This is a genomic window from Salinisphaera sp. Q1T1-3 (genome assembly GCF_003602005.1).
In the GTDB taxonomy this organism is placed as follows: Bacteria; Pseudomonadota; Gammaproteobacteria; order Nevskiales; family Salinisphaeraceae; genus Salinisphaera.
In genome coordinates this window covers 420,824-439,091 of the sequence record NZ_QZWD01000001.1, presented here as the reverse complement: position 1 = coordinate 439,091, position 18,268 = coordinate 420,824, and the positions used below count along the sequence as shown (strand labels likewise).

16 protein-coding genes are annotated in these 18,268 nt (G+C 64.1%); all 16 read left to right on the top strand.

The features are described from left to right. Positions 1-251 precede the first annotated feature (251 nt). Positions 252-1,166 (top strand): 30S ribosomal protein S2, encoded by a 915-nt coding sequence (gene rpsB / locus D3260_RS02000; protein ID WP_120096867.1) that lies wholly within the window; start codon positions 252-254, stop codon positions 1,164-1,166. Positions 1,167-1,226: 60 nt separating this feature from the next. Continuing rightward, complete coding sequence (gene tsf, locus D3260_RS01995) at positions 1,227-2,108, top strand: translation elongation factor Ts (protein WP_120096866.1); 882 nt, start codon at positions 1,227-1,229, stop codon at positions 2,106-2,108. 119 nt (positions 2,109-2,227) lie between these two features. Continuing rightward, complete coding sequence (pyrH, locus tag D3260_RS01990; RefSeq protein WP_120096865.1) at positions 2,228-2,977, top strand: UMP kinase; 750 nt, start codon at positions 2,228-2,230, stop codon at positions 2,975-2,977. Next, the gene (gene frr, locus D3260_RS01985) at positions 2,974-3,531 is read left to right on the top strand and encodes a ribosome recycling factor (RefSeq protein ID WP_120096864.1); all 558 of its coding nucleotides are present in this window, start codon (positions 2,974-2,976) and stop codon (positions 3,529-3,531) included. The genes pyrH and frr overlap by 4 nt, the downstream gene beginning before the upstream one ends. Continuing rightward, the gene (gene uppS / locus D3260_RS01980; RefSeq protein WP_120096863.1) at positions 3,531-4,271 is read left to right on the top strand and encodes a polyprenyl diphosphate synthase; all 741 of its coding nucleotides are present in this window, start codon (positions 3,531-3,533) and stop codon (positions 4,269-4,271) included. Before frr ends, uppS begins: the two co-directional genes overlap by 1 nt. Beyond that, complete coding sequence (locus D3260_RS01975) at positions 4,271-5,092, top strand: phosphatidate cytidylyltransferase (protein ID WP_120096862.1); 822 nt, start codon at positions 4,271-4,273, stop codon at positions 5,090-5,092. Before uppS ends, D3260_RS01975 begins: the two co-directional genes overlap by 1 nt. Before the next feature lie 91 nt (positions 5,093-5,183). After that, entirely contained in the window at positions 5,184-6,542 is a 1,359-nt protein-coding gene (gene rseP, locus D3260_RS01970; protein WP_120096861.1) for an RIP metalloprotease RseP, read from the top strand. A 13-nt stretch (positions 6,543-6,555) separates the two neighbouring features. Further along, a complete protein-coding gene (gene bamA / locus D3260_RS01965) occupies positions 6,556-8,904 on the top strand; it encodes an outer membrane protein assembly factor BamA (RefSeq protein WP_120096939.1) in 2,349 nt (782 codons plus the stop codon). Positions 8,905-8,988: 84 nt separating this feature from the next. Next, positions 8,989-9,501 (top strand): OmpH family outer membrane protein, encoded by a 513-nt coding sequence (locus D3260_RS01960; RefSeq protein WP_158583345.1) that lies wholly within the window; start codon positions 8,989-8,991, stop codon positions 9,499-9,501. Continuing rightward, positions 9,498-10,553 (top strand): UDP-3-O-(3-hydroxymyristoyl)glucosamine N-acyltransferase, encoded by a 1,056-nt coding sequence (gene lpxD / locus D3260_RS01955; RefSeq protein ID WP_120096859.1) that lies wholly within the window; start codon positions 9,498-9,500, stop codon positions 10,551-10,553. The genes D3260_RS01960 and lpxD overlap by 4 nt, the downstream gene beginning before the upstream one ends. Then, the gene (gene fabZ / locus D3260_RS01950; protein ID WP_120096858.1) at positions 10,546-11,001 is read left to right on the top strand and encodes a 3-hydroxyacyl-ACP dehydratase FabZ; all 456 of its coding nucleotides are present in this window, start codon (positions 10,546-10,548) and stop codon (positions 10,999-11,001) included. Before lpxD ends, fabZ begins: the two co-directional genes overlap by 8 nt. Continuing rightward, complete coding sequence (gene lpxA, locus D3260_RS01945; RefSeq protein WP_120096857.1) at positions 11,001-11,774, top strand: acyl-ACP--UDP-N-acetylglucosamine O-acyltransferase; 774 nt, start codon at positions 11,001-11,003, stop codon at positions 11,772-11,774. Before fabZ ends, lpxA begins: the two co-directional genes overlap by 1 nt. Before the next feature lie 10 nt (positions 11,775-11,784). Continuing rightward, a complete protein-coding gene (gene lpxB, locus D3260_RS01940) occupies positions 11,785-12,948 on the top strand; it encodes a lipid-A-disaccharide synthase (protein WP_120096938.1) in 1,164 nt (387 codons plus the stop codon). Beyond that, positions 12,948-13,571, top strand: coding sequence for a ribonuclease HII (gene rnhB / locus D3260_RS01935; RefSeq protein WP_120096856.1), 624 nt, complete (start codon positions 12,948-12,950; stop codon positions 13,569-13,571). The genes lpxB and rnhB overlap by 1 nt, the downstream gene beginning before the upstream one ends. 51 nt (positions 13,572-13,622) lie before the next feature. Next, positions 13,623-17,135: a DNA polymerase III subunit alpha gene (gene dnaE, locus D3260_RS01930; RefSeq protein ID WP_120096855.1), complete on the top strand. Its 3,513-nt coding sequence runs from the start codon at positions 13,623-13,625 to the stop codon at positions 17,133-17,135. Positions 17,136-17,139: 4 nt separating this feature from the next. Then, the gene (locus tag D3260_RS01925) at positions 17,140-18,111 is read left to right on the top strand and encodes an acetyl-CoA carboxylase carboxyltransferase subunit alpha (RefSeq protein WP_120096854.1); all 972 of its coding nucleotides are present in this window, start codon (positions 17,140-17,142) and stop codon (positions 18,109-18,111) included. The last annotated feature ends 157 nt before the right edge of the window (positions 18,112-18,268 follow it).

The following is an 18,268-nucleotide window of genomic DNA, read 5'->3' as shown; positions in this document are numbered from 1 at the left end:
CCGCCGCAGGGCGCATGTCGAAACGGCGGCGCCCGGCGCGGCGAGAGTGGCATCGTTCGAGCGGCAACTGACTCTGGCCTGTCGAGGTGGGCTATGGTATAAACCGCCGGCGTTCGCGGCAATCGCCGCGCGCTGCGGCCATCGTGCCGTCATATATTTCAATTACACACGCACTTCGACACATGAAGCTGGGTGCCCGTTTCGACGGGTTGCTTCATGGGATGTGCGGAGGCTCAACCCGGAGACAATCTATGAGCGATATCAGCATGCGCCAGCTGCTCGAGGCCGGCGTGCATTTCGGCCATCGTACGCGTTACTGGAACCCGAAGATGGGTCCGTACATTTTCGGCCATCGCAACAAGATCCACATCATCAACCTTGAACAGACGCTGCCGCTGATCAAGGATGCCTATAATTACATCAGCCGGCTCGCGGCCAACGGCGGCAACATCATGTTCGTCGGCACCAAGCGGGCCGCGCGCGAGGCGATCGGCAAGCAGGCCCAGCGTGCCGGCATGCCGTTCGTCAACTACCGCTGGCTCGGTGGCATGTTGACCAACTTCAAGACGGTCAAGAACTCGATCCAGCGCCTGCACGATCTCGAGCAGATGATCGAAGACGGCTCGATCCGCAAGCTCAACAAGCGCGAGGCGCTCGATCTGTATCGCGAGCGCGACAAGCTCGAGCGTTCGATCGGCGGCATCAAGGAAATGACGAGCCTGCCGGACGCGCTGTTCGTGATCGATGTCGGCTTCGAGAAGATCGCCATCGACGAAGCACGCAAGCTCGGTATCCCGGTCGTGGCCGTGGTCGACACCAACTGCTCGCCGCAGGGCATCGACGTCGTCATTCCCGGCAACGACGATGCGATTCGCGCGATCCGCATCTACAGCCAGATGGCGGCCGACGCCGTGCTGGCCGGTCGTGGCAGCAAGGGCCAGTTCTCGGGCGTGGGTGAGGACATCACTGATGTGCAGGCCGAGGGCGAGACCCATGAGCCGGGCAAGCCGGCCGAAGCCCAGGCCGAGTCCAAGGCTACCCAGAATTCGGTGATTCAGGAGTCGCAGGGCGAGGCCGAGCCGACCGCCACGGCTTCGCTGGGCGATGTCGCCTCGGTGCCGGCTGAAGAGCCGACCAAGGCCGACCCGCAGCAGTCCGACCGATAAGCAATTGGGAGCGCGGCCGCTGCGCGCGGCCGCATCCGTCCACTTTTCTGGAGTCAAAAAATGGCAATCAGTGCAGCTCTGGTGAAAGAGCTCCGCGAACGCACCGGCGCGGGCATGATGGAATGCAAGAAGGCCTTGCAGGCCGCCGAAGGCGATATCGAAGCCGCTGCCGAGGCCATGCGTCGTGAAGGGTTGGCCAAGGCCGACAAGAAGGCCGGTCGGGTGGCCGCCGAGGGCCGTATCGCCACGGCGACGTCCACGGCCAAGGACGCCGCGGTGCTGGTCGAGGTCAACTGCGAAACCGATTTCGTCGGCAAGAACGACGACTTCGTCGACTTCGCCAATGCGCTGGCCGAGCTCGTGCTCGAGAAGAAGCCGGCTTCCGCTGACGAAATCAACGACCTGCCGATGGCCGGTCAGACGGTTGAAGACCGTCGTCGCGAGCTGATCTCGACGCTCGGCGAGAACATCACGGTACGTCGTTTCTCGCGCATCGAAGCGGTTGGCGGCACACTCGACGTATACTCGCACGGTGCCCGCATCGCCAGTGCTGTCGCCATTGAAGGCGGCGACGAGGCGCTGGCACGGGATCTGGCGATGCACGTGGCTGCATCTGCGCCCGCGCATCTGTCCGCCGAGGACGTGCCGGAAGAGCGCCGCAACGCCGAGAAAGAACATCTCATGTCGCAGGCGCGTGATTCCGGCAAGCCCGATCACATCATCGAGAAGATGGTCGAAGGCCGCCTGAACAAGTATCTCGGCGAGATCACGCTGATGGGTCAGCCGTTCGTCAAGGATCCGGACCAGACCGTCGCGAAGCTCGTCTCGGAAAAAGGCGCCAGGGTTCTCGACTACGCGCGGCTGGAAGTCGGCGAGGGTATCGAGAAAAAGACCGAGGACTTCGCCGAAGAGGTCAAGAAACAGGCCGGCACCTCGGCCTGATGCCTCGAAAACGCCGGCTGCTTCGGCAGCCGGCTTTTTTTTGCCCGCCGGGCTTCCGGCATCGGCGGGTGCGTGTGACATAATTCGCGCGTTTGTGACACCGACGGGATGCGCCGCCCATGACCGATAAACCGATTCCGAGCTATCGCCGTGTTCTTCTCAAGCTGAGCGGCGAGGCTCTCATGGGACGGGAGCAGTTCGGGATCTCGGCTGATGTCGTCGAACGCCTGGCCGGCGAGATCCGCGAGCTGGTCGAGGCCCGCGTACAGGTCGCCCTGGTCGTGGGGGGTGGCAACATCTTTCGCGGCGTGGGACTGGCCGGACGTGGCATGGATCGCGTCACCGGCGATCAGATGGGCATGCTGTCCACCGTGATCAATGCGCTGGCCCTGCAGGATGCGATCGAGCATGCCGGGATGAACGCCCGTGTCATGTCGGCGGTACGCATCAACCAGGTCTGCGAGGACTATATCCGGCGTCGCGCCATCCGGCATCTGGAAAAGGGGCGTGTGGTGGTCTTTGCCGCCGGCACGGGCAATCCCTTTTTCACGACCGATTCGGCGGCGAGCCTGCGGGCCATCGAGATCAACGCCGATCTCATGCTCAAGGCCACCAAGGTGGACGGCATCTACAGCGCCGATCCGATGAGCGACGCCAGCGCGAAGCGCTACACGCATCTCACCTACGATGAAGTCATCGACCAGCGGCTGGCAGTCATGGATACCACGGCCATCGTGCTGTGCCGCGACAACGGCATGCCGCTGCGTGTGTTCGACATCAACAGCCCGGGCGACCTGATGCAGGTCGTGATGGGCGCTGATGACGTCGGCACGCTGGTCGACAACAACACCACGAGAGCCAATCGATGATCGACGATATCTATGCTGACGCGAAGCAGCGCATGGACAAGAGCATCAGCGTCATGCGCGAAGACTTCGCCAAGATCCGGACCGGTCGGGCCTCGACCTCGCTGCTCGATCACGTCACGGTCGAGTACTACGGCGTCGAGGTGCCCCTGAACCAGGCCGCCAACGTGGCCACCGAAGACGCGCGGACCATCACCGTCATGCCTTATGAGAAGAGCATGGTCCAGCCGGTCGAAAAAGCCATCATGACGGCCAATCTGGGGCTCAACCCGTCGACCGCGGGTCAGGTGATCCGTATCGTGCTGCCGCCCATGACCGAAGAGCGTCGCAAGGATCTGGTCAAGGTACTGCGCTCGGAGGCCGAGGACACACGTGTGGCCGTGCGTAACGTGCGTCGCGATGCCAACGCGGACATGAAAGAGCTCGTCAAGGAAAAGGAAATCACCGAGGACGAGCAGCACGGTGGCGAAGAGCGTATCCAGAAGCTCACCGACGAGCACATCGAGCGCATCGATGCTCTGCTCGGCGAGAAAGAGCAGGAGATCATGACGGTCTGATGGCGCGCGGCGAGACGCAAGACCCCAAGCCCCGTCATGTCGCCGTCATCATGGACGGCAATGGCCGCTGGGCACGCAATCGCGGTCTGCCGCGCGCAGCCGGTCATCGTCGTGGCGCGAAGGTCGCCCACGAGGTCGTCGAGTCTGCGTCCCGCGCGGGCATCGAGGCGCTCACGCTCTTCGCGTTCTCGAGCGAGAACTGGCGTCGGCCGACGCACGAAGTGCGTCTGCTGATGGACCTGCTGCGCCGGACCATCCGCAAGGAGCTGGCCGGGCTGGATGCCAATGACGTCCGCCTGTCGTTCATCGGCGACCGATCACGGTTTTCGGCGGCGCTGGCCAACGAAATGGCGGCGGCGGAAAGCCGTACGGCCGACAACGACGGGTTGCGGTTGATCATCGCGGTCGACTACGGGGGGCGTTGGGACATCGTGCGTCGCGCCCGGGATCTGGCGGCGGCAGTACAAGCCGGCGACATGACGGTCGACGAAATCGACGAAAGCCAGTTCTCGGCGGGCATGAGCCTGTCCGGCTGGCCGGTGCCCGATCTGCTCATCCGGACCGGCGGTGAGTGCCGGATCAGCAACTTCCTGCTCTGGGATCTCGCCTACAGCGAGCTGTTCTTCACTGATGTGCTGTGGCCGGATTTCGATGAGACGGTGCTGGCCGGGGCGCTCGACTGGTTTGCCGGCCGCGAGCGTCGCTTCGGTCTGGTGGCGGCGCCGGCTGCGAGGCGCTGATGCTCTATCAACGCATTCTCACGGCGGCCGTGGCGCTGCCGATCACGGTCGCGGCCATTCTGTTCCTGCCGACCTGGGGTATCGCGACGGTCGTGGCGGTTCTCATGCTGTTCGCGGCCTGGGAGTGGGGCGGTCTGATGGCACTTTCCACGGCCGGCCGCAGCGTCTTCGTCGTGCTTGTGGCCGCTTGCTTGATGCTGCTCGGTGGTCTGCGCGACAGTACAGGGATGGTGACGCCGGATGTCGCCGTAATCGCGGTGGCCAGTCTGTTCTGGTTGCTCGTGATCGGCCAGCTGGCCCGTTTTCCGCGCGGTTGGCACCATCTGCTCGGGCGGCGGCCGCTTGCCGGCATCGTGGGCTGCATCGTGCTCAGCGCGCCGGTCGCGGCGCTGGCCTATATCCACCAATCGGATCACGGTCCATCACTGGTGTTGCTGCTTTGTGTGATGGTCTGGGGCGCGGACACCGGGGCCTATGCCGCCGGACGAACGCTCGGGCGGCGCAAACTGCTCGTCAACGTCAGTCCGGGCAAGACGGTGGAAGGCGCGCTGGGCGGCGTGGCGGCAGCCATGCTGACGGGGGCTGCGGGCGCGTTTCTTCTGGGCCTGCCGAGCATGCGTATACTCGCGTTCATCGTTCTCGGCGCGTGGATCGCACTGATCTCCATCGTGGGTGACCTCACCATCAGCATGTTCAAACGCCAGGCCGGCCTCAAGGACAGTGGTTTTCTGTTCCCGGGCCACGGTGGCGTGCTCGATCGGCTCGACAGCCTGACGGCCGCCGCGCCGTGGTTCGTTGTGGGCCTGTTGCTCATGCGTTGATGATCGGCTTCAACGATCACAATTTCATGGTCAGCCGTTGTGTGCCACAACCGGCTTTACGCCATGCCAAGCGATTCGGCAGGGGGCGGCGATGAGTCAGCTCCTTATTTCCGTGCTGGCATTTCTGGTGGCGATCGGTGTGCTGGTGTCCGTTCACGAATACGGGCACTTCTGGGTCGCGCGCCGCCTGGGCGTGCGTGTCTTGCGTTACTCCATCGGGTTCGGTGGGCGGCTCTGGGGCTGGACCAGTCAGCGTACCGGCATCGAGTACCGTCTCTCGGCGCTGCCGCTCGGCGGCTACGTCAAGATGCTCGACGAGCGGGAAGCGCCGGTCGACGATGCAGACAAGCCGTTTGCCTTCAACCGGGTTCATCCCTGGCGGCGTATTGCCATCGTCGCGGCCGGGCCGGGCGTGAATATTCTGTTCGCGATTCTGGCCTACTGGCTGGTCATGATGCTTGGCGTGCCGGGCATCAAGCCGATCATTGCGCAGCCGGCCGCGGACACGCCGGCTGCGCAGGCCGGGCTTCATGCGGGCGACCGGATCGTCTCACTGGGCGGCCAGTCGATCGAAGACTGGCAGACGTTGCGCATGGCTCTGGTCGAACGGGCGCTGGATGGCCGTACGGTCACGGCCCGGGTGACTTCGCCCGACGGTGAGACCCGTACCGCGCGGCTTGATCTTCAAGGCGCGCCGGCAGATCCGCAGGCGTTGTTCGACAAGATCGGTCTGTCGACCTACGAGCCACCGGCGACGCCGTTGATCGAACGTGTCCTGGCCGATTCGCCGGCAGGTCAGGCCGGTCTGGCCAAGGGCGATGCGGTGCTTGCCGTGGACGGACAGTCAATCGGCTCGCCACGCGGACTGATCGAGGCGATACGGGCGCATCCCGGCGAACGTATCGACCTGCGCATCCGGCGCGACGGGGCGATACAGACACTGCCGGTCACGCTGGCCCGCGAACAGGATGACGGCCAGGCGGTCGGCAAACTCGGTGCCGCGATCGGTGTCGCGCCGGGGGCATGGTCGGACATGCAGACGGTCCGCCAGCTCGGCCCCGTGGCAGCCGTGCCGGCGGCGCTGTCCCAGACCTGGGACCTGTCGGCGTTGTCGTTGCGCCTGATCGGCCGCATGATGGTGGGCCAGATCTCCTGGCACAACGTGGGCGGGCCGATCCAGATCGCCACGGTCGCCGGCCAGAGTGCCCAGGTCGGCCTGGTGGCGTTCATCAGTTTCCTGGCGTTCATCAGTATCAACCTGGCACTGATAAATCTGTTGCCAATCCCGGTGTTAGACGGGGGGCATCTTCTGTATTATGCGATCGAATGGATTCGGGGCAAGCCTCTTTCAGAGGCCGTACAAGCGGTCGGTCAGCAGGTCGGGATAGCCGCGCTGCTACTGCTCATGACTGTCGCTTTCTATAACGATATCCTGCGCTTGCTCGGGTAGCGGAGCTTTGTATATGGCTGGAATGGTTAAGCGCGCCGCGGGCGTGTTGCTGGTTGCGTACGCCGCGGGGTCTTATGCCCAGTCGTACGACTTTCAGATTTCGAACATCAAGGTGCAGGGCGTTCAGCGTCTCGAACCGGGCACGGTGCTGACCTATCTACCGGTGTCGGTCGGCGACCGCATGAGCGAGTCACGTGCCCAGCAGTCGATTCGTGCGCTCTACGACTCGGGCCTGTTCGAGAACGTGGCACTGGATCGTCAGGGCAGCACGCTCGTCGTCAACGTGACGGAGCGCCCCGAGATCGCCAGTTTCAAGATCGAGGGCAACAAGGCCATCGGCGGCGATCAGCTCAAGAAGGCGCTCAAGCAGCAAGGGCTGGCCAAGGGCGAACTGTACAAGCGATCACTGCTGGACTCGCTTCAGCAGGAACTGCGTCGCCAGTACTATTCCAACGGTTACTACAGCGTCAAGATCGATACCGACGTCAAGGATCTCGGTAACAATCGGGTCTCGATCGATATCAAGGTGACCGAAGGCCCGATCGCCTCGATCAAGGACATCAACATCATCGGGAATCATGAGTTCTCCGACGAGCAGTTGAAGGACGTCTTCAACCTGAAATCCCATAGTGCGTTCTATACGCATCCGTTGACGTTCTGGAAGCACCCCGATCGCTACTCGCGAGAAAAGCTGGTCGGCGATCTCGAATCGTTGAACTCCTATTACCAGAACCGAGGCTATGTCCGGTTCAACGTGAGTTCGGTCCAGGTGTCGCTTTCGCCCGACAAGAAAAACGTGTTCATCACGATCAACGTGGACGAGGGCAGCCAGTACAAGATCAAGGACGTGAAGTTCGCCGGCAGCATGATCGTGCCGCAGGCCTCGCTGGCACGCCTGGTTACCGTGGACGACGACGAAACCTTTTCGCGCCAGAAGGTCCAGACGTCGGCAGATAACATCAGTTCCGGCCTGGCCGATTTCGGCTATGCGTTCGCCAGCGTCGATCCGCTCACGCGCATCGATGATGACAACAAGACGGTCGACCTGACTTTCTTCATTGATCCGGGCAAACGCACCTACGTGAACCAGATCGTGTTCAACGGTAACGAAAAGACCAACGATCAGACGCTGCGCCGCGAGATGCGCCAGTTCGAAGGGGCGCCGTATTCACGCCGAGCGATCCAGCGATCGCGCACGCGTCTGGCCCGTCTGCCGTTCATGCAGGACGTGAAGGTCAATACGAAAAAGGTGCCGGGCACAGATGATCTCGTGAATGTCGATTACGACGTCTCGGAGCGCGCGGCCGGCCAGATCAACGCCGGCGTGGGCTATTCGGACTCGGAAGGCTTTCTCATCAACGGCGGCGTCAAACACACCAACTTCCGCGGTACGGGCAACACGATTCAGGTCAACGCCCAGACCAACGATTACGCCAAGAGCGTCTCGGCCAGCTACACGAATCCGTATTTCACGCCGGAAGGCGTGTCACGCACGATCTCGGGCTTCTACCGCAAGACCGACCAATTGATTCGTACGGGGTCGAGTTTCGACTTGAACTCCGTTGGCGGGGCGGTGACGTTCAACTTCCCGATCACCGAGTACACGACGTTCCGCGCCGGTCTGGGGGCGGAAAACAACAAGATCACCACGGCGGTCAATCGAAACGGTGACCAGGTGGTCTCCGATCAGGTCGCCGACTTCATTCGCGAAAACGGGCGTAGTGCCACGACGTATGAGCTGCGGACCGGCTTCGATCGCGATACGCGCAACCGAACGTTCTTCGCCACGCGAGGTTCGCAGACGCAGCTGTTGTTCAACATCAAGGGGCCGGGTTCGGATCTCGAGTACTACAAGGCGAGTCTCGAGCACGAGCGTTATCTGCGCGTCGGTTCTTGGGTGCCGAAACTCTCCGACAAGGTCGTTCTACAGCTCGACGGTCGTGTCGGCCAGACCGCGATCTGGGGCAAGGGCAGCGATGTGCCGCCCTATGACAACTTCTTCGGCGGCGGTGCCCAGTCGGTGCGTGGTTTCGAGAACGGTGGACTCGGCCCGCAGGACTCGTACGACAACCCGTTCGGTGGCCAATTCCTGACCACGCTCCAGACCGATCTGGTCATCCCGACGTTCTTGGATTCGGACAACAAGACCACGCGTTTCTCGCTGTTCTACGACATGGGTAACGTCTACGATCGCGCCAGTGACTTCGACGTATCGAAGCTCGGCAAATCGGCCGGTGTGGCCTTCGACTGGTTCACCCCCTTCTTCGGGCTTCTTCGCGTCAGCTATGCTGCCTATGTGGACAAATCGCGCCCGACGGACGAAACCAACCGGTTCCAGTTCTCCTTCGGCGCAAACTTCTAGAGCCACGCAGGAGCGCGCGCCATGGTCTGGGCCAGGGGAGCAACGAGGGGAGTCACGAAACGCGGCGATCGGTTAAGCCCACTGGTGGCCGTCGCGGTACTCGCGATCGGTCTGTGTCTGTCGGCGGGCGCGGCAAGCGCCCAGCCGACGCGACCGGGTACGAAAGTCGGCGTCGTCGATCTGGATCGGCTGGTCTCGGAATCGCCGCAGGCTGACAAGGCCAAGACGAACATGGCCAAGCGATTCGCCGGCCGCAAGGATGCGCTGGAACGGGCTTCGGACAAGCTCAAGCAGGCCATCGACCAGCTTAATACGGAGTCGGATCAGCTGAGCGAGAGCCAGCGCAACGATCGCGAGCAGTCGATACGTGAGCAAAAGCACGAGCTTGAGCTGCAGCAGAGCCATTACAACGATGACGTATCTGCTGCCGAGAAGAAGGAACTGTCGGCGATGCGCGCCGATCTGCGCAACGTCATCGATACCTACGCCCGGGAGAAGGGCTACGATCTGATCCTCGGCAATTCGGTTCTCTACGCGCGTGACAGCGTCGATATCACCGACGCGATTCTCGACCGTCTGAAAGACGACAGACAATGAGCCACGCAACCGACCCGTCGAACGGCTGGCGTTTGGGGACGCTGGCCGAAGCCGAGGGCCTGTCGGTGACGGGCGATTCTGACGTGCGCTTGACCGGCGCCTGTGCCTTGGCACCGGGGCGCCCGCACGGTCTCGTTTTCGCCGAAAAAGAGGCCCAGCGTGAAGCAGTGGCCGCCACCCGCGCGAGTGCCGCCATTCTCCCCCCGGCGCTGGCCGATGCGTTCGCCGGGCCGGTGATCGTGACCGAGTCGCCGCGCCTGATCTTCTCGCGTATCGCGCGCGCGTTCGAGCCCGCCGATCCGCCGCCGGGCATTCATCCCGCCGCGGTCGTCTCGCCGGCGGCCACGGTCGCTGGCGACGCCTGTGTGCAGGCACAGGCAGTGATCGAGGCCGGTGCGGTGATCGGCGCAAGGACGGTGATCGGCGCCGGGGCGATCATCGGCGCGGATACCAACATCGGCGTTGCATGTCGGATCGGGCCGAGAGCGAGCGTTCTCGCCAATAGCCGGCTCGGTGCACGGGTGCGCGTTGGCGCCGGCGCCGTCATCGGCGAGCGCGGGTTCGGTCTCGTACCAGGCCCGGCCGGTCTGGAGCCGGTGCCGCAGCTTGGCGGCGTGCTGATCGGCGACGATGTAGAAATCGGGGCCAACACGACGATAGACCGCGGCGCCCTGGACGATACGACGATCGGGGCGGGGGTCAAGATCGATAACCAGGTGCATATCGCGCACAACTGTCGGATCGACGGGCATACGGTGATCGCCGGCTGTACCGGCATCGCCGGATCGACCCATATCGGGGCCGGTTGCATGATCGGTGGCGGCGTGGGCATCGGGGACCATGTGACGATCGCCGACGGTGTCACGATCACCGCGGCAAGCCAGATTCCCAAGAACATCGAGGCGCCCGGGGTATACTCCTCGACATTTCGCGCGATGCCGGCGGGTACCTGGCGACGGCGTCTGGCGCTGTTCCGGGGGCTGGACCGGATCGAAGCCCGGTTGTCGCGCGTGGAAAAGAATCATCGCTTTGCTGGAGACACGGATGACTGAACAGGACGAAATTCGCGCGATCATGCAGAAGGTGCCGCACCGGTATCCGTTTCTGCTGGTTGATCGCGTGCTCGAATGCGAGCCCGGCGTCTCGATCACGGCGCTCAAGAATGTGACGGTCAACGAGCCTTTCTTCACCGGTCATTTCCCCGGTCATCCGGTCATGCCCGGCGTACTGATCCTGGAAGCGCTGGCCCAGGCCGGTCTCATTCTGGGCATGCGCACGGTCGACGCCGAGGACGGCACGATCGTCTACTTCGCGGGCATCGACAAGGCGCGCTTCAAGCGCCAGGTCATTCCGGGCGATCAGCTTCTGCTGAAGCTGTCGATCGGTTCGGCCAAGAAGCGGCTCTGGAAATTCAACGCCGAGGCCTGGGTGGGCGCAGAGCTGGCCTGTCGTGCGGAAATGATGGCGATTCCCGGCGCACCGGCGCACGAGGCTTCCTGATGTCGATTGATGACTTGGCCAAGGTTCACCCCGACGCCGAGATCGCCGACGACGTCGAGATCGGGCCGTTCACGGTGGTTGGCCCGAACGTGAAGATCGGTGCCGGCACGGTGGTTGGCCCGCATGTGGTCCTGAGCGGCCACACGACGATCGGGCAGAACAACCGCATCTCGCATTTCGTCTCGCTCGGCGCGGAGCCGCAACACCGCGGCTACAAGGGCGAGCCGACCGAACTCATCATCGGCGACGGCAATACGTTTCGCGAATACTGCAGCGTGCATCGCGGCACGATGCTCGATCAGGGCGTCACCCGGATCGGCGACGACAATCTGTTGATGGCCTATGTCCACGTCGCGCACGACTGCGTGCTCGGCAACGGGATCACCATGGCCAACGGCGCGAGCCTGGCCGGTCATGTGACGATCGACGATCATTGCATCCTGGCCGGCTTCGCACTTGTCTACCAGTTTCGCAACGTCGGCAAATACGCGTTCCTGGCGTATTGCTCGGGCGTGGTTCAGGACGTGCCAGCGTTCGTGCGTTCGGCCGGCTCTCCGGCCGAACCGCACGGCATCAACTCGATCGGCATGCGGCGTGCCGGCTATGCGAACGACGAAATCGCGGCGGTCAAGAAAGCCTATCGCACGCTCTATCGCTCGAAGCTGCGACTCGACGACGCGCGCGAGACGATTCGCGCACAGGCCGGCGACAGCCTCGCGGTGGGAGAGCTGCTCCACACGCTCGATCGAGCCGAGCGCGGCATCATTCGCTGATCGCGTGGGTGTGGCCCCTGCCGCTGCGCCGTTGTTCGTCATCGTCGCTGGCGAGGAGTCGGGCGATGCCCTCGCGGCCGGACTGATCAAGGCCCTGGCCGCGCGCTGGCCCGGCGCACGCTTTGCCGGCGTGACCGGGCCGCGCATGCGGGCTGCCGGGTGTGAGTCGATGGCGGACGTCGAGGCGCTGTCGCTATTCGGAATCAGTGAGATCATCGGCCAGATTCCGCGACTGCTGCGCCTGCGCCGTCATCTCCATCACGAGATCCGCCGACGCGCGCCGGCGGTGTTCATCGGTGTAGACGCGCCGGCCTTCAACACGCGACTCGAAATCAATCTGCGCCGCGCCGGCATCCGGACCGTCCACTATGTCTGTCCGACCGTATGGGCCTGGCGGGAAGGGCGGGTTCGTCATATCCGGCGCGCCGTGGACCGGTTGCTGGCAATCTTTCCCTTCGAACCGGCCTATTTCGCCCGGCACGGCATCGAGGCTCGTTTCGTCGGTCATCCGCTGGCCGATGCGTTGCCGGTCCATCCGGATGCCGACACCGCCCGTGCGGCGCTCGACTTGCCGGCCGCCGGGCCGCTCGTCGGCCTGTTGCCCGGCAGTCGTGGTGCCGAGGTGCGTCGTCTGATGCCCCGCCTTCTGGCCACTGCCCGCTGGCTGACCGCGCGCCGGCCCGATCTGGTGTTCGTGGTGCCGGCCGCCAATCCGCGCATGCGCGCACTCATCGATGCCGTGGTTGCCGATGCCGGAGACGGGCTCTCGATCGTGATGGTGGATGGCCGGGCACGCGAGGTGATGCGCGCCGTCGACGTGTTGCTGCTGGCCTCGGGCACGGCCACTCTCGAAGGGCTGCTGGCCAAGACGCCGATGGTGGTGACCTACGAACTGTCGCAGGCGAACTACTGGCTGGCTCGCGGACTCGACCTGATCAAGACCGACGTGGTGAGCATGCCGAATCTGCTGGCTGGATATCGACTCGTGCCCGAGCTGCTGCAGCATGATGCCAACATCGCCGCACTCGGGGCCTGGGTGTTGCGTCTGCTGGCGGACTCGCCGGCGCGCCAGCGCCAGATCGAGGCCTTCGACGCCATCCACGAAACGCTCGCGCGTGATGCCGATGCCCGCGCCGCCGAAGCGGTTTCCGAACTCGTCGACGATTCGGCCTGATGGCGCGCGGCCGCCGTCAATTCGCCTGTCCGATGATCGCCGGCGTGGACGAGGTCGGGCGGGGCCCGCTGGCCGGTCCGGTGGTCGCGGCGGCGGTCATCATGCCGAGCCGTCCGCTGCCGCGCGGCCTGACCGACTCGAAGGCATTGCGCGAGGCCGATCGATTGACGCTCGATGCCAAGATCCGTGGCCGAGCGCTGGCCTGGTGCATCGCCGAGGCCAGCGTGGCCGAGATCGACTCGCTCAACATCCTGCAGGCGACCATGCTGGCCATGCAGCGTGCTATCGCCGGGCTCGCGCAGCAGCCGGCGGCCGCATGGGTCGACGGCAACCGGGCGCCGCCCCTGAGCATGCCGACGCGCACGGTCGTCGGCGGCGATGGATGCGTGCCGTCGATCAGTGCGGCATCGGTGATCGCCAAGGTCGCCCGGGATGCGCTGATGGCCGAACTGGACGCGCAGTATCCCGGCTATGGCCTGGCCGGCCACAAGGGTTATGGCACGCCAGCCCATCGTGAGGCCTTGTCAAGACTTGGGCCGTCGCCCGTGCATCGGTACAGTTTCGCGCCGGTCGCTCGTGCCGCGGCTGCCCGACAGGGTAGTCTGGATCTCGCGCTTCGATGAGCGGCGCCTGCCGCGTCATCTCAATCTCTTCGACAATCGGTCGCCCCGAACATGTCCACGCCATTCGTTCATCTGAGCCTTCACACCGAATACTCGCTGTCTGACGGCATCGTGCGTATCAAGCCGCTCGTGGCAGCAGCGCGCGAGGCCGGCATGCCGGCCGTCGGTGTTGCCGACACCGTCAATCTGTTCGGTATGGTCAAGTTCTACAAGGCCGCGCTCGGTGCCGGCATCAAGCCGATCGTCGGTGTGGACATGCGTATCGACGAGGGCGAGGCGCCGCCGTCGCGCCTGCGGCTGTTCGCCCAGCATCGCGACGGATATCGCAATCTCTGCGAGCTGCTCACGCGGGCCTATCTGCATGGCCAGGGTCGCGGCGGCGTGCTGGCCCGACGGGAATGGGTGATCGAGAAGGCCGACGGGCTCATTGCGCTGTCGGGCGGTATGAACGGCGATACGGGCATGGCCCTGATGGCCGGCAAGCGGGCGCTGGCCGAGCAGCGGGCGCGCGAGTGGCAGAGCGTTTTCGGCGATCGCTACTATCTGGAAGTCACCCGATGCGGACGCACCGGCGAGGCCGGCTGGCTGGCCGAGACGGTCGGCCTGGCGCTGGATGCCGATATCCCGATCGTGGCGACCAACGATGTGCGGTTCCCGAGTGCCGACGACTTCGATGCGCATGAAGCGCGCGTGGCGATTCATGACGGCTACACGCTGGCCGATCCGCGACGCCCGAAGACCTACACGGCCGAGCAGTATCTCAAGACGCCGGAACAGATGGCCGAGCTGTTCTCGGACCTGCCCGAGGCCATCGAGAACTCGGTCGCGATTGCCAAGCGCTGCAATCTGGTGCTCACGCTCGGTGAGAACGTGCTGCCGGACTTCCCGGTGCCGGAAGAACACGATACCGATTCCTTCTTGCGCGCCGAATCCGAGGCCGGGCTGGCCGAGCGCCTGAACAACCTGTATCCGCAGGCCGAGGAGCGGGAACGCCACGTCGACGAATACCAGCATCGACTCGATCACGAGCTGGACGTAATCAGGACGATGGGCTTTCCCGGCTACTTCCTCATCGTGGCCGACTTCATCCGCTGGGCGCGCGAGAACGGCGTGCCGGTCGGGCCGGGCCGTGGTTCGGGCGCCGGGTCGCTCGTGGCCTATGCGCTCGGCATCACCGATCTGGATCCGCTGGCCTACGACCTGCTGTTCGAGCGTTTTCTCAACCCCGAACGTGTCTCCATGCCCGACTTCGATGTCGACTTCTGCATGGACGGGCGTGACCGCGTCATCGAATACGTGGCCCAGGCCTACGGCCAGGAGAAGGTCAGCCAGATCATCACCTACGGCACCATGGCCGCCAAGGCTGTGGTGCGCGACGTCGGACGCGTGCTCGGCCATCCCTACGGTTTCGTTGACCGCATCGCCAAGCAGGTGCCGTTCGCCCCCGACATGACGCTGACCCGGGCGCTCGAGGAATCCGAGGAGCTGCGAACCTCGCGCGAGGACGAGGAGGTCGGTTATCTGCTGGACCTGGCCCTGTCCCTGGAAGGGCTGTCGCGCAACGCCGGCAAGCACGCCGGCGGCGTGGTCATCGCACCGTCCAATCTCAACGATTTCACGCCGCTGTACTGTGAAGCCGGTGGCAACAACCGAGTCACGCAGTTCGACAAGGACGATGTGGAGGCTGTCGGCCTGGTCAAGTTCGACTTTCTCGGCCTGCGCACCCTCACGATCATCGAAAACGCGGTCCGCGTGGCCAATGCACGCCTGGCGGCCGCCGATCGCGAGCAGATCGACGTGCGGCATATCCCGCTCGACGACAAGGCTTCGTTCGACCTGCTCAAGGCCGGTGACACCACCGCCGTGTTCCAGCTCGAATCCTCGGGCATGCGTCGGCTGATCAAGCGCCTGCAACCGGCCGAGTTCGAGGACATCATCGCGCTGGTCGCGCTTTATCGGCCCGGGCCGCTGGAATCGGGCATGGTCGAGGACTTCATCGACCGCAAGCACGGCCGGGCCAAGGTCGTTTATCCGCATCCACTGCTCTCGGAAGTGCTCGAGCCGACCTACGGCGTCATCCTGTACCAGGAGCAGGTGATGCAGATCGCCCAGGTCCTGGCGGGCTACAGCCTGGGCAATGCCGATCTGTTGCGACGCGCCATGGGCAAGAAGAAGCCCGAGGAAATGGCCAAGCAGCGCGACGGTTTCGTCAAGGGAGCCGTCGAGAAGGGCATCGAAGAGGATACGGCGGCCTACATCTTCGATCTGGTCGAGAAATTCGCCGGCTACGGTTTCAACAAGTCGCACTCGGCCGCCTATGCGCTGGTGTCCTACCAGACCGCATGGCTCAAGGCGCATTACCCGGCGGATTTCATGGCCTCGGTGCTCTCCGCCGACATGGACCACACCGACAAGATCGTGGTCATGATCGACGAGTGTCATCGTCTGGACATCGAGGTCGCACCGCCGGACGTCAATGCCTCCGAGTACAACTTCTCGGTGGTCGATGACACGACGATCCGCTACGGGCTGGGCGCGATCAAGGGTCTCGGGAAGGGCGCCATCGAGGCCGCGATCACCGAACGCAACGACGGTGGGACGTTCGCGAGCCTCTACGATTTCTGTCGTCGCATCGATACCTCGCGTATCAATCGACGGGCGATCGAGGCGATGATCAACGCCGGGGCGCTCGACGGCCTGGGGCCGAATCGCGCGAGTCTGGCCCATGGCGTGACGCGCGCACTCGCCGCGGCCGACCAGGACCGGGCCGCCGCCAACGTGGGCCAGAACGACATGTTCGGGCTGGCGGAAACGCCGGATACGGCCGGCCCGCCGCTCGAAACGCTCGACGAATGGCCCGAGGACGAGCGCCTGCGTGCCGAGCGCGACACTCTGGGGCTCTATCTGACCGGGCATCCGATCAAGGCCTGGGAGGCCGAGCTGGCCGACATGACGAACGGCAAGATCGCCGATCAGGTCGCGGCCATGCCAAGACCGGAAGAGGGCGGCGGACGGCGTCGTGAGCGCAAGGAGGCGATCGTCGCCGGGCTGGTCGTGGAAGTCCGCCGCATGAAGAAGGGCAAGCGCATCATCGTCGTGCTCGATGACGGCTCGGCTCGCATCGAATGCCCGCTGTTCGAGGACAAGGCCGCGGAATACGGTCATCTGCTGGCCGCGGACAAACTGGTCATCGTCGAGGGCAGTCTGTCCTACGACGATTTCTCGGACGGCTTTCGCCTGAACGCCAACCGCGTGATGGATATCGAGGGGGCACGGGCGGCCTATGCCAGCCGTATCCTGCTGCAACTGCAGAGCGAGGCCCGTCTCGATGTCAACGCGCTGGCCGGCTGCGTGGATCGTTACAAGGCGCCGAGTGGCTGCGATGTGGTGCTTCGCTATGCCAACGACGAAGCGCGAGCAGTGCTCACGCTGGGTGAGACACGACTGGCGCTTTGCGACGATCTGCTGAGTGATCTGCGACGCGTCGTGGGTGCGGATGCTGTGCAAGTGCGTTATCGTCGCGCACAATCAAGCGTGGCCGCACATTCACCCAACGAATCCTAGACCGATGGCGCAGAAGAACCTGGACTATCTCGATTTCGAACAGCCGATCGCCGAGCTTCAAGAGAAGATCGAGGAACTGCGCTTCGTCGCCGACGGCAGCCAGGTCAATCTGTCCGAGGAGGTTCAGCGTCTCGAGGACAAACGCCACAGTCTGACCGAGCAGATCTTTTCCAAGCTGTCGACCTGGCAGGTCGCGCAGATGGCCCGACACCCGCTGCGGCCCTACACGCAGGACTACGTCGACGGCATGATCGACGAATTCGTCGAGATGCACGGCGATCGCGCCTATGCCGATGATGCCGCCATCATCGGTGGCATCGGTCGGCTCGAAGGCGAGCCGGTCATGATCATCGGCCATCAGAAGGGCCGAGACACCAAGGAAAAGATCCACCGCAACTTCGGCATGCCGCGGCCCGAGGGCTATCGCAAGGCGTTGCGCCTGATGAAGACCGCGGAACGGTTCAATCTGCCGGTCATCACCTTCATCGACACGCCCGGTGCCTATCCGGGCATCGGTGCCGAAGAGCGCAATCAGTCCGAGGCCATCGCACGCAACCTGTTCGAGATGGCCAAGCTGCGGGTGCCGATCATCTGCACCGTGGTCGGCGAGGGCGGTTCCGGCGGTGCGCTGGCCATCGGCGTCGGCGATCGTCTGATGATGATGCAGTACAGCATCTACTCGGTGATCTCTCCCGAGGGCTGTGCCTCCATCCTCTGGAAATCGGCGGAAAAGGCCGAGGATGCGGCCGAGGCCATGCGCGTCTCGTCGGTGGATCTCAAGCGCCTCGAACTCGTCGATGAAGTGGTCGACGAGCCGCTGGGCGGCGCGCACCGCGACCCCGCTTGGCTGATGCGACATCTCAAGACGCGTCTGGTCGACGAACTGGCCCGTCTGCGCGAGATGTCGATCGACGAATTGCTGGAGACCCGCTATCAGCGCTGGATGGGTTTCGGCGATTTCAAGTCGACGGGCTAGGGCCTGTTGATGTTTCGTGCGAGTCCGCGCCAAGTGCGCCCTGAAATTGACGATGGGCGGCAAGACGAGGCGTAGCACGCGCCGCGCAGTCATTCTGCGCCAGCGTGCTGCAACGCTGGATTGCCGTCGTGTTTTTGATTTTGGGGCGCTTGTCCCT